A 20,482-nucleotide genomic window follows, 5' to 3' on the forward strand; every position below is an offset into this window, starting at 1 on the left:
TCATCGTGTCACGTGCCGGTGAACGACGGATGTCCCGGTCCATCGACCACGGGGAGCGTGAGCCTGGCGGGTGTCGATCCGCCGACCTGCACCGTCTGGGTGCTGGGGACCAGCCGGGAGTGATCGCGCACCGGGTCGTCCGTCCCCGGGTTGCGCAGGTGCACCGGATGCGCACCGGAGGACACCTGCAGGCGCAGGCGCGATCCCGCGGCGAACCGGTGGGCGATCGGGGCCAGATCGAGGCGCACCCTGCGGGGTCCGTCGGCGCTCGCCTCGGGCTGCAGCCGTCGATACCCGTCGGTGATCGTGCGCGAGGTGCCTCTGGCGTCGACCTCGCACAGCCGCACGAAGACGTCGGCCCGAGGGTTCGTCGACGTGAACGACATCTCGAACCCGGGTGCGCCCATCACGACCAGATCGGCACGGAGGGCATCGCCCGTGAACACGAGCACGTCGTCGCGGCGTTCGCGGGCGCGCTGATCGCGTCGTCCGGCACGGAACGGATTCAGGGTCCGCCCGCCCGCCGCCGGAGTGGGATCGGCGGGGTCGTAACGGTACGAGAGAGCGGATGCGGTCGCCGAATCCCGGCTCGGAGCCAGCCTGTTCGCGGCGGTCGGATCCAGCGTCAGGGGAGAGGAGGTCGGCGGCCAGCTGTCGAGGTCGCGCCACCCGGCACCGCCCGTGATCTCGACGCGCACGCCGCTCGGCCGCGCGTCGGCGAACGCCTCCAGAACCTCTCGCACGCCGATGTCGGTGATCTCGGTCGCCCCGTGCACCCAGTCCCCGACGATCAGACGCACCGCGCGTCCGGCATCCTGCAGTGCCGCGTGGTCGGCGAGCTGGCCGACGAGGAACAGGTCCTGCCAGCCGGCCATCAGCGTCACGGGCGGGATGCTCTCGATGTCCGAGGCGAAGTGCAGCGGATGCCACCACGGGTCTCCGGCATCGCTGTGCGCGACCCAGTCGCGGAAGAAGCCGGGGTCCGCGCCGCGCGCCACCCGCACGGCCTCGGTCGGAGGCACCGCTCGTGCGCCGCGATCGAGCGCGGGCGCCGCGAGCAGCAGTGCCCGCAGGCGGGCGGGCAGCGACCTCTCCTGGATGTCGAGCGCGTACGCCCAGGTGAGCGGGGTGTCGATCGAGAATCCACCGCCGGGATAGAGGATCGCGTCATCGAACCGGCGGGCCGAGATCGCGATCCCCATCGCGTCCGGTCGCTCGTCGCCGTCGCAGTACGCCCACTGCGTCACCCCGAAATAGCTCCCGCCCCAGGAGTGCACGCGGCCCGTGGCCCAGTGCTGTCGGCGCAGCCAGCGCATCGCGGACTGGCCGTCGGCGACCTCGTGGTGCAGCGGGTCGAAGGCGCCTCCCGAGCCGAACGTGCCCCGGCAACTCTGCACCACGACGTGGTGTCCGCGTTCGGCGAGGAACCGCGCGACACCGGCGATCCCGTCGCGCCCGTACGGTGTGCGGATCAGCACGGTGTGGCCGCCCGCGCCCTCGGCGTGCCAGTGGTCGGTGAGCAGGGAGACCCCGTCAGCCGCCTCGACCGGGATGCCTGAGGTGCGGCGCACCGTCGGATGCGTCACAGGCGGCATCCCGTCGACCCTGCTCAGGCGCCGGTGCTCGCGCCGAGCGGCGAGGGTCAGCCGCGGGGAGCCGCTCATCGCACGCCCTTCACCCGCGTGACGGAGAACGCCGCGATCAGCGCCATGACCACCGCGCCCATGTAGAGGGCGGCGAAGTTCTCGCCGGTGGGAGAGCCGATGCGGGTCGCGAAGTAACCGAACACGGGCACGAGAATACCGGGCAGCAGGTACGCGAGCGCCACGATGCCGAGATCCTTGCCCGCGTCCTCGATCGAGGGCAGGCACTCGGTCATGAGAGCGACGTCAGCGGCGATGTAGGCGCCCTGGCCCGCACCGACGATCGCGATGCCCACCAGGAACCACACGATGTCGCCGAACGACACGGCGAGCACGAGACCCGCGGCGCTGGCCAGGGAGCCGATCACGACCGACGGCTTGCGGCGTTTCGTGCGATCCGAGATCACCCCGAAGACGAACGCCATCACGAGGTTCATGAGCGTGAAGGCCGCGGTGGCCTGCGTCTGCACGGCGGCGATCGCCGCGGGGTCGTCGATCGCGAAGCGACCGGAGATCGTCAGATAGAGGTAGCTGGTGACCGACACGATCGACGCCGTCATGAAGAACCGGCACATCCACGCCCACGCGAAGTCGGGGTACCGGCGTGGGCTCAGCCAGAACGTGGCGAGCACTCCGCGCCAGTCCAGAGGAGCGGCGGGCGCGGTGCGCCGGATGTCCTTGAGCGCGAAGAACAGCAGGAGCGCGAGGAGCGCCGACAGCCCGCCGGGGATCAGGAACATCCCCGCCTGCCCTGTCGCCGCGACGACGCCCGAGAGCGAGACCCCGCCGAGGATCCCCAGTGCGGTGGCGGCGCCCGTCACCGCCGACATGATCGCGCGGATGCTGCGTCTGATCTGATCGGCGAACAGCGTGTGGACCGTCATCGAGATGGCTCCCCAGCCCACCAGGACGAGCACCGTGCCGGTGCCGAGCAGCAGCAGCGACGGCGCGGTCGCCTGGATCCCGTAGCCGATCAGCGCGATGACGGCTCCGGAGAGGATCCAGGGACGACGGATGCCGAGGCGGGACATCGACCGGTCGCTGACCCGGCCGAAGATCGGTGTCGTGACGAGGACGGCGGCGCCTCCGAGAGTGAGGACGATGCTGAGATCGCCGGTGGCCTGATCGGGGTTCCACTCCTTGAGGAGCTGCGGGATCGCGACGCTCGCCACCCCCTGGGCGATGCCCGAGCCGAACCAAGCGAGGACGAACGCGACCCAGAACCAGCGACTCTGGCGCTCGCCGGGGATCGCGTCCGACGCGAGCGGAGGTGCGGACGAGGAGGAGGGGAGCACGGGCTCGACTGCATGGGCGGACATCATCGTCTCCAGGTCGGGGTCGGGGTCGGGGTCGGTGTCGGGGTGAGTGTCACGATCGTCGCGAGGGTCTCGGTGAGGGACCGCGGAGGTGCGCCGTCCGGGAGTGCCACGGCGGCGTCGTATGCGCACGCCACCTCGTGGGCGAACACGTCGCGCCACGCGCGCGCGCCGTGCCAGCGGGCGGTGAGCCCGGGGGATCCGTGCACGTGGCCCGCCCCGATGCGCAGCACCACGGGCACGCCGGCGGCCTGCAGCGTGCGCGTGTAGGCGATGGCGCCGTCGCGCAGCGGGTCGTGCTCCGCCGCGAGGATCAGGGCGGGAGCGAGGTGCCGATGGTCCGCGGCGTCCAGGGGCGAGGCCTCCGCGAGGGGAGCCCCGGCGCGGTAGATCGCGACGATCCCCTCCGCGTCCTCCATCCCCGACGCGCGGCGGTACCGGCCCATCGACGCTCCCAGCGGTCGCAGAGCGGTCGGGGGCACCTCGAGCACCTGATGGCGCAGCGGCCTCCCCTCGTCGCGTTCCCGCAGTGCGGCGGAGGCGGCGATCGTGGCTCCCGCCGAGTTCCCTCCGATGCCGAGACGGTGGGGGTCGATGCCCCACTCCTCGGCATGGGCACGCAGATCGGCCAGCGCCGCGACCGCATCCCGGACGGGAGCGGGGAACGGATGCTCGGGGGCGAGCCGGTATTCGAGCGAGATGAGCTGCACGCCGGAGCGGAGCGCGCGGTCGGCGCATATCCGCTCGTTGAGCACCTCGTCGATCGTGCCTTCGGTCCATCCGCCGCCGTGCAGCCACAGCATCGTCGGCTGCGGACCGACGGCTGCAGTGGACCGGAAGCGTCGCGCGCGCAGCGGACCGTCTGCGCCCGCGACCATCAGGTCGTCGACCCGCACGCCGTCGGGGGCGGGATCGGTGAACTCGACCGCGAGGATGTCGCTGACCTCCCTGGCCGCGCGACGGCGGGCGGGGGAGCCGGCGGGACCCGCGTCGGGCAGTGCGGCCGTGAGCTCGACGGTGCGGCGCAGCCAGGCGAGCACCGGCTCGTCGAGCGGGGGGAGGTCGTCGCCGAGATCGATCATCGTGCGCTCTCCTCGCGTCGCGCATCCACCGAGTGCAGGGTGCGCAGTTCGGAGATCAGCAGACGGTGCGCGGCATCCGCTGCGGGGACGAGACCGGTGCATCCCAGCGATCCGTGCGTCTGGCCGATGAAACGCACAGCGGTGACCGCGACCCCCGCATCCGACAGCGCACGGGCGTACGCCTCGCCGTCGCCGCGCAGCGGATCGAGCTCCGAGGTGAGGATGAGGGCCGGAGGGAGGTCCGCGTGGGAGGCCGCGAGGAGCGGAGAGGCGTAGGGGAGGCGCGCGGTGTCCGCATCGTCGCCGAGGTACTGCCGCACCAGCTGTCGCCCCGCCGTGCGGACGATCACGCCGGGCATCGAAGCGGCGATCCCGTCCATGTCGGCGTGCCCGATGGTCAGATCCAGCGCCGGGTTCTCCAGGATCTGCAGGGCGATCGGATGGTTCTCCCTGTCACGGTTCATCAGCGTCACGGCCGCGGCGAGGTCGCCACCCGACGAGGCGCCCCCGACCGCGATCCGCCAGGGTGAGCCGCCGAGCTCGGTCGCGTGCGCGCGCACCCACTCGAACGCCGACCAGCACTGCTCGGGCTGGGTCGGATAGCGCTGCTCGGGGGCGTGGGCGTAGTCGACCGCGACGAGCACGATCCCCGCGTCGTGTGCGCGCTGTCGGAACCGGGCGTCCCAGCTCACCCAGTCGATTCCGGCGATCGTGAATCCGCCGCCGTAGAAGTACACGAGGATCGGCAGGTCGGCACCGCGGGCGGTCGGGTCGGCGTCCGGCCAGTACACGCGCACCCGCACGTCGGGGTGCGCGTCGACCGGCACGAGCTCGTCGCGCGTCGCGGTGTCGAGGGGGACGATGCCCAGTGCGGCGCTCACGCGGGTGTCATTCTCGCTCGCCACTCGTCGGCGGCCGGCGGGGTCCTTCGGCTCGGGAGAGAGCAGCGGTGCGATCCGGCTCTCGTACGTCGCCACCGCGCTGTCGAGCGACGGGCGGCGGAATCGGCGATTCCTCGGTCTGGGCATCTGCATCTCCTTCGCATCTTCTTCGACGGCTGCGCACTAGTCTGAGCAATCGAAGAACTTCGATGAAGCGGGGAATCGGACATGCGAGCGCGACCGGGCAGAGTGACCATCTATGACGTCGCGGAGCGCGCGGGAGTGAGCATCTCCACCGTCTCGCTCGCGGTCAGCGCACCGCACCGGGTGCGGCAGGAGACCAGGGAGCGCATCGTCGCCGCGGCCACCGAGCTGGGCTATCGCATGACCGAGGGGCGGCGGGTCGGCGCGGCGCGGATCGCGGTGGCCGCGCCTTTCACGACCTATCCGTCGTACCTGCGCAGGCTCTCCGGCATGCTGCGCCGCGCCAGGGACGCCGCCGTCGACATCATCCCCTACGACCTGGATTCCGCGGCCGCCGCCGAGGAGCCGTTGCTGGATGTGCTGCCCACCCGCGCCGACGTGGCGGGCCTCGTCGTGATGGGGGTGCCGCTGGGCGGGGCCGCACGCCGCGCGAGCCGTGCGGCCCGCATCCCGATCGTCTACGTCGACGTCGTGCCCTCGCGCGCGGATGCCGGGGGACCGGTGATCCTCGTCGACGACCGTGACGGCGGCGCCCAGATCGGCCGGCACCTGGCGCATCTCGGTCACCGACGGGTGCTGTTCGTCCACGAGCCGCAGCGCTCGCCGTCGTACGTGTCGGCGGGGATGCTGCGTGTCGAAGGGCTCGTGGACCACGTCGAGGTCGTGTCTATCGCGCTCGACGGGCCGGGTGCGGTGGGCGCCGACGTCCCGCGGGAAGCCGCCCGCCGGGGCGCGACCGCGATCGTCGCCAACCATGATCAGTATGCGGTGGCGGTGCTCGCCGAGCTCCGCTCCTCGCCTCCGGCCGCGCCCCTCGCGGTGGTCGGATACGACGACGGGGAGCTCGCCGCGGGGCTTGACCTGACCACCGTGCGCCAGCCGTTCGAGGAGAGCGGGCGGGCGGCCCTGGAGCGTGTCCTCGCCCTGGTCTCGGGCACGGAGGTCTCGCACGAGACGGTGCTTCTGGCTCCGACCCTGATCGAACGTGGCTCGACGCGAGGAAAATTGTTATAGTTCTCCTATAACTAATAGAAATTGAGGCTCCGATGCTGATCCGAATCGATGCCGACAGCTCTCGGCCGCTCTTCGATCAGGTCGCGGCGTCCGTCCGAGCCGATGTCCTGACCGGACGACTCGGCCCCGGCGACCGACTGCCGGCAGCGCGCGAGCTGGCTGAGGCGCTCGAGATCAACCTGCACACCGTGCTCCGTGCGTACCAGCAGCTCAGAGACGAAGGTCTGATCGACCTGCGCCGCGGCAGGGGAGCGGTGGTTTCGGCATCCGCAGCGCCGCTCGCCGACCTCTCACAGGACATCACCGCTCTCGTCACTCGTGCCGCCGCGCTCGGTGTCTCTCCCGCAACCCTGGCCGCCCTCATCAAGGAGACCGACGCATGACCCCTGAGATCCGCAGAGCCCGCACCGCCTTCTGGTGGGTGGGGGTGGTCCTACCGCTCGCCCTGATCGCGCTCGCGAGCATCGTCGTGCTCTCCTGGCTGCCCGATGTCCCCGATCCGGCGGCGACCCACTGGGGACTCGACGGGGTCGACGGCTACGGACCGAGCTGGACCCCTCTCGCCCTGCTGATCGGGCTCGGCGGTGGGACGGTGCTGCTGTTCGCGCTCATCGCACTGCTCTCCCACCGGCTCCCCCAGCAGGGTGCTGCGGCACCGATCGCGCAGCCGCAGTGGTCCGCGACCGCGCGGCTGCTCGGTGCGATGAGCCTCGGCACGGCGGGCCTGATGACGGTGCTCGCCATCGTCACCACCGCTGCGCAGCGCGGTCTCGCCGACGCCGCGGACGCCGCCGACATCACCCCGTGGATCCCGGTTCTCCTCGTCGTGATGATCGGGCTCGCCGTGGCCGGCTGGTTCCTGCAGCCGGCGGTGTCGCGGTCGCCCGAGTCCTCGGGCGACGCGGCGACCCCGCTGCCGCTGGCCGATCATGAGCGCGCGGTGTGGATGAAGACGGTGACGGTCGCGAGAGTCGGCCAGGTCGTTCTCGGCACCGCCGTCTTCCTCATGATCGCGATGAGCGTGCTCCTGTTCGCTCAGGACGTCGTCGCGGCGTGGATCGTCGCCGCGGTCGCGCTGATCGTCGCGGTCCTCGTGTCGACGAGCCTCACCTTCCGTGTCCGTGCGAGCGCCGCGGGGCTCCGAGTGCGTTCCGTCATGGGGTGGCCGCGGATCGACATCCCGTCTGCGGAGATCGCGAGCGTTCGCGCCGTGCGGGTCGACCCGTTCGCCGAGTTCGGGGGATGGGGGTACCGCTTCGGCATGGACGGGCGCCGCGGAGTGGTGCTCCGCACGGGGGACGCTCTCGAAGTCGCCCGCACGAACGGCCGCGTGTTCGTCGTCACGGTCGACGACGCGGCCACGGCGGCATCCGTCCTCGCTGCCTCCGCCGACCCCCGATGACATCGTCCGCGTCCGTCCCGATCAGAGGAGACCACTCATGACCCGCCTCCGTGTCACCGCCATCGCCGTGTTCACCGCCCTCGCCTGCGGTCTCGCCTGGCTCGTCGCCCTGCCGCTGTGGTCGGGCGACGGACTCGCCGAGCCGCTCGCCGGCATCATCCTGCCCGTGATGATGTTCACCCCCGCGATCGCCGCGCTCGTGGTGACCGTGACGATGCGCGTCCCCGCGCGCGGCGAGAGGCTGCGATTCCTCGGGATGTGGCCGCTGCGTCCGGCGAAGCGCGTGATCTGGCTGATGGTGCTGGGGTGGCTCGCGCCCCCGTTGCTCGTCGCGCTCGGCGTCCTCGTCGCTGCCGCGCTCGGATTCGTCCGCCTCGACCTGACGTTCGCCGCGTTCTCGGCCACCATCGCCGGAGCTCTTCCCGAGGGCACCCCGATGCCTCCCATCGGCCTGCTCGTGATCTCGCAGATCGTGATGATCCCTTTCGCCGCGCTGATCAACAGCGTGCTGGCTTTCGGCGAGGAGCTGGGCTGGCGGGGGTGGCTCGTGCCGGCGCTGCGCCCGCTCGGCACCTGGCCCACGCTGCTCCTCAGCGGGGCGATCTGGGGACTGTGGCACAGTCCGATCATCCTGCTCGGCTACAACTTCGGCCGCACCGATGTCACGGGCGTCCTCTTCATGGTCGGCGGCTGCGTCGCCTGGGGAATCCTGTTCGGATGGCTGCGCCTGCGCTCCGCGTCGATCTGGCCCGCCGTCCTGGCGCACGGATCGCTCAACGCGGCGGCCGGGCTCATGCTGCTCGTCGCCGCATCGCAGCCCGATCTCGCCCTCGCGGGGCCGCTGGGCGTCGCGGGGTGGATCGTGGCCGCCGTCATCATCGGGGTCCTCGCTGTCACCGGGCAGTTCCGCCGGCAGCCGGAGTTGGCGGATGCGCCGGGACGCCTGCTCTCCGCCCCGCGCGCGACAGGGGAGCCGCAGCACTCGTCCACCCCTTGACGCCTCGTGCGCCGCGAGGGTTTGCTGAGGGGATGGACGCCACCGCCGATGCCTGGTCGAAGACCGACTCCTATCTCGCCGATCTGCTCGTCGGGGATGATCCGCATCTCGAGGCGGCTCTGGCGGCGCAGCGCGCGGCCGGACTGCCCGAGATCGAGGTGGCACCCGTCTCGGGCAAGCTGCTCCACCTGATCGCGCGGATCAGCGGGGCGCGGCGGGTGCTCGAGATCGGCACCCTCGGCGGGTACTCGACGATCTGGCTGGCACGCGCGGTCGGCGCGGAGGGCCGTGTCGTGACGATCGAAGCAGAGGCCGGCAATGCGGCCGTCGCGCGGGGGAGTCTCGACGCGGCCGGCGTCGGTGACCGGGTCGACATCCGGATCGGGCGCGGCGCGGATGTGCTCCCGACTCTCGTCGGCGGATTCGATCTCGTCTTCATCGACGCCGACAAGGAGTCGAACACCGTCTACCTCGACTGGGCGGCGCGCCTCGGGCATCCCGGCACCGTCGTGATCCTCGACAACATCGGGCGCGAGGGCGAGATCATCCGTGACGACACGACCGATCCGAAGGTGATCGGCACCAGGGACGGACTGCGGATGCTGGGAGAGGACCCCCGCTTCGACGCCACCGCCCTGCAGACCGTCGGGGTCAAGGGATGGGACGGCTTCGCGCTCGCGGTCGTGGTGTCGCCCTCCGACTCGGACCCCGGCGCCGACGCGGCGGCGGGCTAGACTGGCCGAGGATCGACGACGCTCCACACAACGTTTTCTCTGAGCAAGGAGCACATCAGTGGCACTGATCGAGGCTGTAGGCGCACGCGAGATTCTCGACTCGCGCGGGAACCCGACCGTCGAGGTGGAGGTGCTTCTGGATGACGGTGTCGTCCAGCGCGCGGCCGTCCCGTCGGGCGCATCCACCGGCGCATTCGAGGCGTACGAACTGCGTGACGGCGACAAGAGCCGGTACGGCGGGAAGGGCGTCCTCAAGGCCGTCGATGCCATCATCGACGAGCTGGGCCCGGCCCTCGAGGGTGTCGAGGCGAGCGAGCAGCGCATCGTCGACGAGATCCTGATCGACACCGACGGCACCGAGAACAAGCAGCGCACCGGCGCGAACGCGATCCTCGGCGTCAGCCTGGCCGTCGCCAAGGCCGCGGCCGACTCGGCCGACCTGCCGCTGTTCCGCTACCTCGGCGGACCCAACGCGCACGTCCTGCCCGTCCCGCTGTTCAACGTCATCAACGGCGGCGAGCACGCCGACAACGGCATCGACATGCAGGAGTTCTTCCTCGCGCCGATCGGCGCCGAGACCTACTCCGAGGCGCTCCGCTGGGGCGTCGAGACCTACCACGTGCTGCGCGGCGAGCTGAAGGCCGCCGGCTACGCGACCGGACTCGGCGACGAGGGCGGCTTCGCCCCCGACCTGCCCAGCAACCGCGAGGGTCTCGACTTCCTCGTCAAGGCGATCGAGAAGGCCGGCTTCACGCCGGGCACCGACATCGCGCTGGGCCTCGACGTCGCCGCCACCGAGTTCTTCTCGGACGGCGTCTACCGTCTCGACAACAAGGACTGGAGCGGTCCCGAGCTGATCGAGTACTACCGGGGCCTCGTCGCAGACTTCCCGATCGTGACGATCGAGGATGCTCTGGCCGAAGACGACTGGGACAACTGGAAGCTGCTCACCGATGCTCTCGGCTCGCAGGTCCAGCTCGTCGGCGACGACCTGTTCGTCACCAACCCGACGCGTCTCGCCGACGGCATCAAGCGCGGCGTGGCCAACTCGCTGCTCGTCAAGGTGAACCAGATCGGAACGCTCACCGAGACGTTCGACGCGGTCAGCCTCGCGCAGCGCTCCGGCTACACCGCGATGCTCTCGCACCGCTCCGGCGAGACCGAGGACACCACGATCGCCGACCTCGTCGTCGCCACGAACGCGGGTCAGATCAAGGCGGGTGCGCCTGCTCGCAGCGAGCGCGTCGCGAAGTACAATCAGCTTCTGCGTATCGAAGAGGAGCTGGGCGACGCGGCGGTCTTCGCCGGCCGTTCGGCGTTCCCCCGCTACCAGGGCTGAACGCAGCACAGACAGAGGCACGCCGCCTGCGCGGCATCGACGGAGGAGGAGCCGTGGCACGACGACCGGCTCCTCCTTCGGCGTCTCCGGGGTCGTCCCGAGCCGGGGCGGCGAGGAGCTCCGCGCCCCGCGCGACCCGGTCCGGATCGCCGCGCGGGTCGGCCGCACGCGACACGACGGCGCGCAGCGTCGACGTGCGGGAGTGGGCCTCCGGCATCCGCCTGTCCGCGTTCTCGGTCATCATGCTCTCGCTCGTCGTGCTGGGAGCATGGGTGCTGGTGCCGACGCTGGGGACGTTCATCGATCAGCGTCAGAAGATCGCCGCGCTCGAGCAGTCCATCCAGGTCTCCGAGGATCAGATCACCGCCCTGCAGAAGGAGCGCGACCGCTGGAACGACCCGGCGTACATCACCACACAGGCGCGCGAGCGCCTCTACTACGTCAAGCCGGGTGAGGTCGTCTATCTGATCGACGACGATCTCGACCCCGCCGCGTTGCCGCAGGAGCAGGGTCCCGTCAGCGACACCCTCGAAGAGACGCCGTCGGACTGGATGCCGCAGCTGCTGCGCACGCTCACCTCCGCCGGCCTGAGCGACACGGCGGCGGTCACCCGCTGATCCCGGCCGCCCGTCGTCGGGCAGGCGGCGCGTCCGGCACGGCTCCGAGCGAGCTCCCTGGCGTCTCCCGTACGCTGGTCGGGTGACCACGCCGCCTTTCCCCACGCCCACCGCCGCCGAGCTCGCCGTGGTCTCGGCCCAGCTCGGCAGGACCGCTCGCGGCGTGGTGGGCATCGCCGCGCGCTGCGTGTGCGGCAACCCGACGGTCGTCGCGACGACGCCTCGGCTGCCGGACGGCTCGCCCTTCCCCACGTTCTACTACCTGACGCATCCGGCGGCGACGGCGGCGATGTCGACGCTCGAGGCGACGCAGGTCATGCCCGAGCTCGCCGCCCTGCTCGCGGATGACGAGGATGTCGCGGCCGCCTACCTGGAGGCGCACCGGTCGTACCTGCGCGACCGGAACGGTTTCGGCGAGGTCGACGAGATCTCCGGCATCTCGGCCGGTGGCATGCCCACGCGTGTCAAATGCCTGCATGCTCTGGCCGGACACGCCCTCGCGGCGGGTCCCGGCGTGAACCCGATCGGTGACGCGGCGCTCGAACGCTCCAGCTGGTCACCCGATCGGTGCCGGTGCGACGAGCCCGGCGCCGCCCTGCGCGGCGCCGAGGCATCATCCGCATGACGGCGCGTCGGATGCTGCGCAGCGGCGTCGTGCTCGCGACGATCGTGGCATCCGTCCTCCTCCTCGGCGCGGCGGCCACCCCGCCTCCGGTGCCGGACGACCCCGCCGATCCGGTGCGCGCGTCCGAGTACTGGCTCGACGGCGCCCGCATCCGTGACGCGTGGCAGACCACTCGCGGCGACGGCGTGACGATCGCGGTCATCGACACCGGGATCGGCAAGGTCCCGGGGGTGTTCGACGGCGCGGTCACCGACGGTACCGACGTGTCGGGCACCGGCTCGCCGGACGGCCGCACCCCCGTCGGCGCGATCGACGGCAACCACGGTTCATGGGTGGCCTCGCTCGCGGCAGGGCGCGGTGCCGCCGACGGCAAGGGGATGATCGGCGTCGCCCCCGAGGCCGATCTGCTGTCGATCTCGGTCGGCTTCGGCGCGGCCGCGGCAGTGCCCTTCACCGAGCAGGTCGCCAAGGCGATGCGCTGGGCGGTCGACAACGGCGCCGACATCATCAACCTCTCCTTCACCACCAACACGCTCGACTGGGACAAGAGCTGGGACGACGCGTTCCTCTACGCCTTCGAGCACGATGTGGTGGTGGTCGTCGCGGCCGGCAACCGGGGGAGCGGCACCGACATCATCGGCGCCCCGGCCACGATCCCGGGCGTGCTCACCGTCGGCGGAGTCGATCAGACCGGGACCGCCAGCCTCGAGGCGTCGACCCAGGGCATCACGATCGGCATCGCCGCTCCGAGCGAAGGGCTGCTCGGCGTCTCGGCCGACGGCACGGTGGTCTCGTGGCGGGGCACCAGCGGCGCGGCGCCGATCGTGGCGGGGATCGCGGCGCTGATCCGGTCGGCGCACCCCGATCTCGATGCGGCCAACGTGATCAACAGGATCATAAAGACGGCCATCCCCGTCGAGGGGATGTCGAAGACTCCGGATCCCCTGTACGGCTACGGTCTCATCGACGCGGAGGCGGCCCTGAACACCGATCTGCCGTCGGTCGCCGAGAATCCCATGGGCGACCTCGCCGAGTGGGTCCGTCTGTATCGCCGAGCCGAGACCGTTCCTCAGCCGGTGCCCACCGCGACGCCGGTGACGGTGCCGCCGCTGCCCGATGCCGATGCGCCGACAGAGGCCGGTTCACCGCTGCTTCCCAGCGCTGAATCGCTGCGCTACGGTACCCTGCCGCTCATCGCGCTCACAGTCCCTGGTATCCTGATAGCGCTTGGCGTCACCGCAGCTGCCCGGCGTATCCGCTCGGCGCGCATTCGCACGCCACATTCCTGACTCCCGAGGAGTTGTCCCCCTGTGCCTCAGAACAGCACTGTGCCCAAGATTCTGATCGTCGGTGGAGGCTACGCCGGCTTCTACACGGCGTGGAAGCTGGAGAAGCACCTTCGCAAGGGTGAAGCAGACGTCACCATGGTCGACCCGCTGCCGTACATGACGTACCAGCCCTTCCTTCCCGAGGTGGCCGCCGGCTCGATCGAGGCCCGCCACTCGGTGGTCGCCCACCGTCGCCACCTGAAGCGCACGAACGTGCTCACCGCCAAGGTGACGAACATCAACCACGCCGACAAGGTCGCCACGATCACCCCTCCGCTGGGTGAGCCGTACGAGTTCGCGTACGACCAGATCGTCGTCACGGCGGGTGCCGTCTCCCGCACGTTCCCGATCCCGGGAATCGCCGACAACGCGATCGGGCTGAAGACCATCGAAGAGGCTGTCGCCATCCGCGACCGCGTCATGTCGAACTTCGACAAGGCGTCCTCGCTGCCCGCCGGCCCCGAGCGCGACCGTCTGCTGACCGTCGTGGTCGTCGGCGGCGGCTTCGCCGGCATCGAGGTGTTCGCCGAGCTGCGCTCGCTCGCCTCGTCGCTGGTGAGCAAGTACCCGCAGCTGCGCTTCGAGGACACCCACTTCCACCTGATCGAGGCGATGGGGCGCATCATGCCCGAGGTCTCGCTGCAGACGAGCGAGTGGGTGCTCAAGGACCTCGCGAAGCGCGGCGCCAACGTGCACCTCGACACCCAGCTCACCAGTGCCGTCGACGGCAACGTCGAGCTCTCCACCGGTGAGGTCATCCCTACCGATGTCATCGTCTGGACCGCCGGTGTCATGGCGAACCCGACCGTCGTCCGCGGCGGTGACCTGCCGGTCGAGGAGCGTGGTCGCATCCAGACCCGCGCCGACCTCCGCGTGGGCACCCCCGAGGCGTTCGTCCCCGGAGCCTGGGCCGCCGGTGACGTGTCGGCCGTCCCCGACCTCTCGGGTGGTGGCGTCGGCGGCTTCTGCGTCCCCAACGCCCAGCACGCCGTGCGTCAGGCGAAGCTGCTCGCGAAGAACCTCGTCGCCGTGCTGCGCGGTGAGGACCCCAAGGAGTACTTCCACAAGAACCTCGGTGCCGTCGCGGGTCTCGGCCTCTACAACGGTGTCTTCCAGTCCGGCAAGATCGCGCTCAAGGGCTTCGTCGCCTGGGTCGCGCACCGTGGCTACCACGGCCTCGCGATGCCCACGTGGGAGCGCAAGTTCCGCGTGGTCTGGGGCTGGTGGAACAACCTGTGGCTCGGTCGCGACCTGGTGAACCTCGAGACGGTGCAGAACCCGCGCTACGTGTTCGAGGAGTTCGCCGCCCGTCCGCGTCCGGCCGCCGACGCCCCCGCCGCTCCTGCGGCGAAGGCCGCCGAGCCGAAGGCCGCCGAGCCGAAGGCCGCCGAGAAGGCTCCTGCAGCGAAGGCTCCCGCCGCGAAGAAGGCCGCAGCGAAGAAGGCTCCGGCCGAGAAGGCTCCGGCTCCTGCCACGACCGACCCGGCCGAGCACGCCGAGGTGACCGAGAAGGCCGCCGCCAAGTAATCGATCCGTCGGCACGAACGGCCCCGCGCGACTCCGCGCCGGGGCCGTTCGTCGTCTCCCGCCCGGTGGTGCATTCGCACACGATTCATAGGTGACCCCGCTACCGTCGAGATCAGCAAGGGGAGTACTCCCGTCTGCGGTGGAGTCGTCATTACGGGCATGAAGTCGTGCCCCGGCCCACCGGCCCCTCGGGGTGGAGGAGACCTGGCGTCCGTATCCACGGACGGCCATGGCATCCCCTCATCGCCTTCACCGCGTCGAGACTCCGTGGCTGTCCCCTCGCCACCGAAGGAACCACGACCATGGCAAAGTTCTCCCGTCTGATCGGTCTCGCCGCGAAAGCGATCGAGTCGCACGTCTCCTCCGACCGGGGAGGTCAGGCCGCGCCGGGGTCTCCGGCCCGGCCGTCCGCCCATCCGGCTCCCCAGGGCTATGCGCCTCCGGCTGCCCAGGGGTATGCGTCTCCGGCACCGCGCGGCGCGCGCGGGTCCTCGTCGGTCTCGGACGCCGATCGTGCGGCGATCGCCCGCTATGACTATCTCCTGCAGACCGCCGATCCGCACCGCATCGAGCAGATGCATCGCGAGGCATTCGATCGCCTCACACCGGCGCAGCGCGCGCAGGTGCAGGAGCGCATGCAGGCCGAGCTCGCCCCCGGCGAGCGCCCGTCCTCGGCATCGTCTCACGACCTCGCCAGAGCCGCAGGGCGCACCGAGGCGGCGGCTCCGGGGCGGATGCGGTCGCTGCTCTCCCGAGTGCGCGGCGGCGGTGGGGCCGGGGCAGGCCGGGTCGGCGGCATGGCGGTCGGCGGCATGGCGGTCGGCGGCGCGGCGGTCGGCGTCCTCGGAGCCGTCGCCGGGGGAGCGGTGCTGAGCTCGGTGGCCGGTCCGCTGCTCGAGCAGGCCGCGGGTCTCGGTGTCGACTTCGACGCGCTGGCGCAGGGGCTCGACGTCGAATCGCTCATGCAGGGCGTCGACCTGGAGGGGCTCGCCGGCGGAGTGGACGTCGAAGGGATCGGCGGCGCGGCCGAGGGGCTGCTCGGATCCGCGGGGGAGACGGTCTCGGGCCTCGGCGAGACCGCGAGCGGGTGGGGTGAGCGTCTGGGAGACCTCGGCATCCCCGGCATCCGCGATCTCTTCGGCCGATGAGCTGCGCACCGAACGCTCAGGGTCGCCGCATCGGCCTCGCCTAGCATGGGCGCACAGCCACAGACAGAGACGAGCCCGTCATGAGCCCCGCCACTGCCATCGCGAACACGGCCGATCACGGCTTCACCGGTCTGACCGGGTTCGCGGCCGACATCCTCACCGCCCTGGGAGACGTCGGTGTCGGCGTCCTCGTTTTCATCGAGGTGCTGATCCCCCCGATACCGAGTGAGGTCATCCTGCCGTTCGCCGGCTACCTCAGCCAGAGCGGGGACCTCCACCTCGGGTGGCTGATCTTCTGGAGCACGCTCGCGTCATGGATCGGCGCCCTGCTGCTGTACGCCCTGGGCAGGGCCATCGGGATGGAGCGCACGGTGCGCCTGCTCGCCGCCACGCGCCTGGTCAGCAGGACCGACCTCGAGCGCGGTGCCCACTGGTTCGCGCGCAGCGGCGGGTGGACCGTCCTGGTCGGGCGGATGGTGCCGGGCGTGCGCTCGCTCATCTCGATCCCCGCGGGGGCGTCGCGCATGGGCCTGGTCAGATTCAGCGCCTACACGATCATCGGCAGCGGGGCGTGGAACGCGATGCTCATCGGTGTGGGAGCGGCACTGGGGACCCAGCACGAGAGGCTGGAGCACTATCTCGGCTACCTCGACTACGCCGTCTACACGGCCATCGCGGTGGCGCTGCTCGTGCTGGTGATCCGGAGGGTGCGCGAGGCGCGCACCCCGCGGTCGCGGTCCGCGAGGGCGGATGCCGCCGCCATCGACGGCATGGCGGACTGACGGGGCGGATGCCGGGGGTGCCCCCGCTGGGACTCGAACCCAGACTGAAGCGATTTTAAGTCTGTTCAGGCCGGTTCTAGGGGGTGCTGCGTGGTCCTCTGAATGTCCCTCCCGACCAGGAAAAATGTGGTGATGCGTCCCAAGTGTGTACCTCCATCGTTGTCACTGGTTAGTGACACGGGTGTGACACGACTCCCAACGCGCCCCCCGGGGTTGCGATTTCGTCCAGGAGCGATTCCAGAGTGACGCTGTGCGTACTTGCGACTGCGCGCTAGCAGGGCGCATTCGGTATCACGCATCCACCCACCTACGAGGGTCGGGTCGCCGCGTTTCTATCCGGTGACGACGAAGATCTCGACGGTGCCGTCCTTCGCGTGTCGGGCGAGCCCCGGGACACCGACCATGTACGGGGAGTCCCCTGTGTTCATCGTCCGCACGACCTTTTCCCAGTACGGCGTCTCTGGCGTGGCATGCGCAAGGATTACGCCGCCGAGGTCTCGCGGTATCGAACTCAACGTGATCACGACCGTACGAGCGTCGATGACGCTCATCGAGATGTGATGACCGCTCGCCGAACCCTCACCGATCACAAGAGTGCCCGCCTTCGGAAGGTGCCGGTTGATGCCGGAGGAGCTGATCCCTTCACCTGACAAGGCGAGAGTGAACCCGATGCTGGAGTCACCGAAGCTGATCGGAACCGTCTTTCGCTTGCGTCCGAACAATGTGGTCCATCCTCTCGGAGCAGCTTGGGCTGGGCGTCAGGATACTAGGAAGTCGAGACGCTGCACAGTCCTCGGCGGGTGGTGGGGCGTCCTTCGCGTGCCGAAGAACGGGACGTCTCCAGTTTGGCCGTGCTGTTTCCGCTCGACGAGCGACCTGTTTCAACGATTCCTGAGAGGGTCTGCCATAATCGCGAGCATGCTGCCTCAGTTGGACTCGACGACGGGACTTCTGCCGTTAGGACGACACCACGTGTCTCTAGCTGCGGTTAAGGCGCAGTTCGTCGATGCTGCGATGTTCGCATCGTCGGTCAACCGCGGCGTGATCTGGGACAACTTCGAGGATCTGGTTGCTGAACTTCAGAGGATCCTCCCGGTGGCGTACGTCTGGATCGCGGGTTCGTTCATCACGAACAAGCCCGAACCGGATGACCTCGACCTAGTCTTCTGGTGTGAAGACCGCTTCGTTCAAGCAGTGTCCGACCCCCGGGACATGATGATGCTTCAGGTGATAGCTCAGAATCAGCTTCGGCAGGCGACCGGGCTACGTCTCGATACGCGAATCGCTCACTGGCACGTTCACGCCGAGGCCGCCTCGAAACGTACACCTGCACACGATGCATATGTTTCGGCGAGGGGGTATTGGGATGATTTCTGGCTTCGGCGACGTAGCGGGGCGAAGACTGACCCTCCAGTACGGTCTGATGCTCTTCCACGAGCGGGCTATCTCGAAATCATGTTGGATGGCGTAGATGTCCTTTGATTGGAACTCCTACCGTGAAGGTCTGAACCCCGACGATCTGATCTGGGACAGTCCGACCGATCTGGCGCGCTTGAGCATGAGCACCTTCATCGCCGAACAGTCGCCTGTGCGCCGCGATTCCTCAAGCGGCTACTTGCGTCTCCTTGGTCCTGGAGTCCACGGGCACAGCGCATCGCTGACTCATGTAGCGGGCGTGATGACGCAGTTCCAGCGACTCGTTCTCGCGTCGGGACTCGCACTCGCCGGATGGAAAACGTCCCGAGGGCGTGCGCCCGCAGATGTTGTTGCGCGCACCAAGCTCCTCTTGGATGGATCGGCGGCACCTGGCAGCCTGGTCTTGCAGATGGTTCCGGCCGCTCTTCCTGCCGAGGAAATCATGCCCAGCGGCCAGGGGGAGTTTTTCCGAGAGGACGATAACCAAGTCGTCGATAACGCGATGGCTCGGTCCATCGATCTCCTCAACCTTGGTAAGGCGACGGGGCCGGATGCTGACTCGTCCCCATTCCTGACGGAGGTGAAGGCGTCTGGGCCGCGCGTGGCTGCTGCGTTGCGCGACTTCTCAAAGGACCTAGCTAGTAGCGGGTTCGAAGCGGATATCCTCTGGGCTCAGCCTCGCGTTAAGCCGAGACGCTCACGCTTGTCGGTGGGTGAGCTCTCGAATGTTGCCGCCCTCGTTGCGTCTCGTGAGTTGGAGAAAGAGCCGGTGACGTTGGAGGGGGTGCTTCGAACCGTAAGTGACATCGGCCCACTCAAACTGGAGATAGCTCCGGGGGAGTACGAAGACATTTCGGCGAAGAATATTCCGGGTTCCGTGATTGCCGGTCTCAACGTTGGTGATCGCGTGAAGGTCCTTGCTGATGTCACTGAGGAAGTTTCCGCTGGAGGCGAGTCCAAGGTGAAGTACCGAGCCACCCAGGTGACCGTCCTCTAGGACCCGTCGGAATCGTTGCGGGCGGGGTGGTGCAAGGGGGCGAGAAGGTCGCCGAGATCGGTGTCGAACGCCTGCGCAATCCGGTACCAAGTGGTCAGTGTGCCGGTGGTAGCTGGTTTCTCTGGGTTTCGGCGAGGGCTACCGCTCTCTAGCGTGACTAGCGTGCTCCGTCCGACGCCGGATCGTGCAGCGAGTTCGTCGTAGCTCCAGCCGCGTTCGTGACGTAGGCGGGCGAGATGAAGACGCAGAGCGTCGAAGTTCGGGTCGTCGTCAGCATGAGGCACTCTGCAAGCTCAGTCGCGGAACGCTTGCAGTAGGTTATGGCTATCCATCACAACTGATGGTTAGCCATCCTGAAAGGGCGAGATGATGTCGACGCCAGGCTCAGTTCCTCAACCCGCGCCGAGCGCTGTACCGGCAGGGTGGTACCCAGATCCGCATGATGGCCGCGTGCAGCGGTGGTGGGATGGATACCAATGGACGCAGCACACCTACCCGCGGGGTTCGCAGCCGCAGCTTGCTGGGGCCGGACCAGGGAGTCTGTATAACGGTGCGAAGGATGCGGAGTCCGGCAAGAACAGCGCGGGTGCATGGTCGCTCGTTCTCGGCCTGGTGTCGATCCTGGCTGGCATCCCTCGCGGACTGACGCTCCTGAGTGTGGCGCTCGGTATCGCCGCGATCGTGTGGGGTTGCATCGGTCTAGCTCGGGCGAGCCGCTTCGGCGTCAAGCGTGGCGCGGCCATCGCCGGACTCGTCCTCGGGGTGTTGACGCTGGTCATCACCCTCGTGTGGCTCGCCGCTCTGTAGGACATCCGGGAAGCAAGCGCGGAGGTCGCGCCTGGGCAGTACGGTATTTGCCATGCCGCCTACGCCCACTCCGTCGCCCTCACCCTTTCTAGTACAGCTGGTGGGGGAATCGAATGGTGCCTCCTGGCTCGGCCCCGCTCTCTTGTCGGGACTCTTTCTCGTGCTGGGCGCTGGGTTAGCGTTGCTCTCCACCTACCTCTCCGACAGCCGTCGGGCCAAGCAGGAGCGTGAGCAGCGGTTCCACGATGAAGTGCTCGCGATCTGCGCACGGCTCGTTGTTACCACCGGCGATCTCTACAAGCACATGAGCGCCCTTGACCACCTCGTGATGCTGAAGGAACAGCTCGATGAGCGGAACAAGCAATTCGCGGATACCGCCTTCGTCCTCGACAAGGTTCTTGGCGCAGTTGAATCCATCAACTCCGACGTCGCGACCCTGCGTCTCATCGCGCCTGAAGCGATTCGGACGGCATCCGTGGAGGTGGTGGTGCATGCGGGCCGGATAGGCAAACTCGCGTCATCCCAGTCGCCAGACCTTCACGATGCCGCGGGTCGATTGCTGGAACTGGACATCGCGTTCCAGGACGCGGTGCGCAAGTCACTCACTGCTGATCGGTAGCGGT

General features: G+C 69.3%; 22 protein-coding genes and 1 pseudogene. 17 read left to right on the top strand and 6 right to left on the bottom strand.

Translation table 11 applies throughout. From position 1 onward, the window contains the following. Window positions 1-8: 8 nt before the first annotated feature. The 4 genes from ASD43_RS08275 to ASD43_RS08290 are packed head-to-tail and all read right to left on the bottom strand — an operon-like array spanning window position 9 to window position 5,069. Entirely contained in the window at window positions 9-1,664 is a 1,656-nt protein-coding gene (locus ASD43_RS08275; protein WP_082539324.1) for a CocE/NonD family hydrolase, read from the bottom strand. Continuing rightward, on the bottom strand, window positions 1,661-2,962 hold the full coding sequence (locus tag ASD43_RS08280; protein ID WP_056415953.1) for an MFS transporter: 1,302 nt from the start codon (window positions 2,960-2,962) through the stop codon (window positions 1,661-1,663). The genes ASD43_RS08275 and ASD43_RS08280 overlap by 4 nt, the downstream gene beginning before the upstream one ends. Beyond that, window positions 2,962-4,041 (bottom strand): alpha/beta hydrolase fold domain-containing protein, encoded by a 1,080-nt coding sequence (locus ASD43_RS08285; RefSeq protein ID WP_056415955.1) that lies wholly within the window; start codon window positions 4,039-4,041, stop codon window positions 2,962-2,964. Before ASD43_RS08285 ends, ASD43_RS08280 begins: the two co-directional genes overlap by 1 nt. Then, window positions 4,038-5,069, bottom strand: a complete 1,032-nt coding sequence (locus tag ASD43_RS08290; RefSeq protein ID WP_082539325.1) for an alpha/beta hydrolase — start codon at window positions 5,067-5,069, stop codon at window positions 4,038-4,040. Before ASD43_RS08290 ends, ASD43_RS08285 begins: the two co-directional genes overlap by 4 nt. Window positions 5,070-5,171: 102 nt before the next feature. On the opposite strand from ASD43_RS08290, the gene ASD43_RS08295 reads away from it, so the two are divergent. The 12 genes from ASD43_RS08295 to ASD43_RS08350 all read left to right on the top strand — a co-directional run bounded on the left by ASD43_RS08295 (window position 5,172) and on the right by ASD43_RS08350 (window position 16,639). Then, complete coding sequence (locus tag ASD43_RS08295; protein ID WP_235564085.1) at window positions 5,172-6,140, top strand: LacI family DNA-binding transcriptional regulator; 969 nt, start codon at window positions 5,172-5,174, stop codon at window positions 6,138-6,140. Between the two features lie 32 nt (window positions 6,141-6,172). Beyond that, a complete protein-coding gene (locus ASD43_RS08300) occupies window positions 6,173-6,523 on the top strand; it encodes a GntR family transcriptional regulator (RefSeq protein ID WP_056415962.1) in 351 nt (116 codons plus the stop codon). Then, window positions 6,520-7,542 carry a hypothetical protein gene (locus ASD43_RS08305; RefSeq protein WP_056415965.1) on the top strand — a complete coding sequence of 341 codons (1,023 nt, stop codon included), beginning with the start codon at window positions 6,520-6,522 and terminating at the stop codon, window positions 7,540-7,542. The genes ASD43_RS08300 and ASD43_RS08305 overlap by 4 nt, the downstream gene beginning before the upstream one ends. Before the next feature lie 37 nt (window positions 7,543-7,579). Next, window positions 7,580-8,539 carry a CPBP family intramembrane glutamic endopeptidase gene (locus ASD43_RS08310; protein ID WP_056415968.1) on the top strand — a complete coding sequence of 320 codons (960 nt, stop codon included), beginning with the start codon at window positions 7,580-7,582 and terminating at the stop codon, window positions 8,537-8,539. A gap of 32 nt (window positions 8,540-8,571) precedes the next feature. Beyond that, a complete protein-coding gene (locus tag ASD43_RS08315) occupies window positions 8,572-9,273 on the top strand; it encodes an O-methyltransferase (protein WP_056415974.1) in 702 nt (233 codons plus the stop codon). Between the two features lie 58 nt (window positions 9,274-9,331). Further along, window positions 9,332-10,612 (top strand): phosphopyruvate hydratase, encoded by a 1,281-nt coding sequence (eno, locus tag ASD43_RS08320; RefSeq protein WP_045255593.1) that lies wholly within the window; start codon window positions 9,332-9,334, stop codon window positions 10,610-10,612. Between the two features lie 53 nt (window positions 10,613-10,665). Beyond that, window positions 10,666-11,229 carry an FtsB family cell division protein gene (locus tag ASD43_RS08325; RefSeq protein WP_082539326.1) on the top strand — a complete coding sequence of 188 codons (564 nt, stop codon included), beginning with the start codon at window positions 10,666-10,668 and terminating at the stop codon, window positions 11,227-11,229. 82 nt (window positions 11,230-11,311) lie between these two features. Continuing rightward, window positions 11,312-11,854, top strand: a complete 543-nt coding sequence (locus ASD43_RS08330) for a DUF501 domain-containing protein (protein ID WP_056415977.1) — start codon at window positions 11,312-11,314, stop codon at window positions 11,852-11,854. After that, complete coding sequence (locus ASD43_RS08335) at window positions 11,851-13,143, top strand: S8 family serine peptidase (protein WP_056415980.1); 1,293 nt, start codon at window positions 11,851-11,853, stop codon at window positions 13,141-13,143. The genes ASD43_RS08330 and ASD43_RS08335 overlap by 4 nt, the downstream gene beginning before the upstream one ends. A 39-nt stretch (window positions 13,144-13,182) precedes the next feature. Then, complete coding sequence (locus ASD43_RS08340; protein WP_235564086.1) at window positions 13,183-14,709, top strand: NAD(P)/FAD-dependent oxidoreductase; 1,527 nt, start codon at window positions 13,183-13,185, stop codon at window positions 14,707-14,709. 302 nt (window positions 14,710-15,011) lie between these two features. Continuing rightward, window positions 15,012-15,857 carry a hypothetical protein gene (locus ASD43_RS08345; protein ID WP_056415986.1) on the top strand — a complete coding sequence of 282 codons (846 nt, stop codon included), beginning with the start codon at window positions 15,012-15,014 and terminating at the stop codon, window positions 15,855-15,857. A gap of 80 nt (window positions 15,858-15,937) precedes the next feature. Continuing rightward, window positions 15,938-16,639 (top strand): DedA family protein, encoded by a 702-nt coding sequence (locus ASD43_RS08350; protein ID WP_056415988.1) that lies wholly within the window; start codon window positions 15,938-15,940, stop codon window positions 16,637-16,639. 332 nt (window positions 16,640-16,971) lie between these two features. On the opposite strand, the gene ASD43_RS17205 is transcribed toward ASD43_RS08350, so the two are convergent. Continuing rightward, the gene (locus tag ASD43_RS17205; RefSeq protein WP_157550909.1) at window positions 16,972-17,190 is read right to left on the bottom strand and encodes a hypothetical protein; all 219 of its coding nucleotides are present in this window, start codon (window positions 17,188-17,190) and stop codon (window positions 16,972-16,974) included. A gap of 367 nt (window positions 17,191-17,557) precedes the next feature. Here ASD43_RS17205 and ASD43_RS08360 point away from each other — a divergent pair, with 367 nt between their 5' ends. Continuing rightward, complete coding sequence (locus tag ASD43_RS08360) at window positions 17,558-18,121, top strand: DUF6932 family protein (protein WP_442922212.1); 564 nt, start codon at window positions 17,558-17,560, stop codon at window positions 18,119-18,121. Further along, window positions 18,111-19,052: a hypothetical protein gene (locus ASD43_RS08365; RefSeq protein ID WP_056415997.1), complete on the top strand. Its 942-nt coding sequence runs from the start codon at window positions 18,111-18,113 to the stop codon at window positions 19,050-19,052. The genes ASD43_RS08360 and ASD43_RS08365 overlap by 11 nt, the downstream gene beginning before the upstream one ends. Here ASD43_RS08365 and ASD43_RS16995 read toward each other — a convergent pair. After that, complete coding sequence (locus tag ASD43_RS16995; RefSeq protein ID WP_082539327.1) at window positions 19,049-19,336, bottom strand: helix-turn-helix transcriptional regulator; 288 nt, start codon at window positions 19,334-19,336, stop codon at window positions 19,049-19,051. The genes ASD43_RS08365 and ASD43_RS16995 overlap by 4 nt on opposite strands. 85 nt (window positions 19,337-19,421) lie before the next feature. On the opposite strand from ASD43_RS16995, the pseudogene ASD43_RS17525 reads away from it, so the two are divergent. The 3 genes and pseudogenes from ASD43_RS17525 to ASD43_RS08375 form a co-directional block, all read left to right on the top strand. Beyond that, window positions 19,422-19,553, top strand: a pseudogene (locus ASD43_RS17525) (DUF2510 domain-containing protein); the annotation flags it as partial. A gap of 156 nt (window positions 19,554-19,709) precedes the next feature. After that, the gene (locus ASD43_RS17530) at window positions 19,710-19,859 is read left to right on the top strand and encodes a hypothetical protein (protein WP_235564182.1); all 150 of its coding nucleotides are present in this window, start codon (window positions 19,710-19,712) and stop codon (window positions 19,857-19,859) included. Between the two features lie 100 nt (window positions 19,860-19,959). Next, the gene (locus ASD43_RS08375) at window positions 19,960-20,478 is read left to right on the top strand and encodes a hypothetical protein (protein ID WP_157550915.1); all 519 of its coding nucleotides are present in this window, start codon (window positions 19,960-19,962) and stop codon (window positions 20,476-20,478) included. The last annotated feature ends 4 nt before the right edge of the window (window positions 20,479-20,482 follow it).

The organism is Microbacterium sp. Root553, assembly GCF_001426995.1.
Lineage (GTDB): Bacteria > Actinomycetota > Actinomycetes > Actinomycetales > Microbacteriaceae > Microbacterium.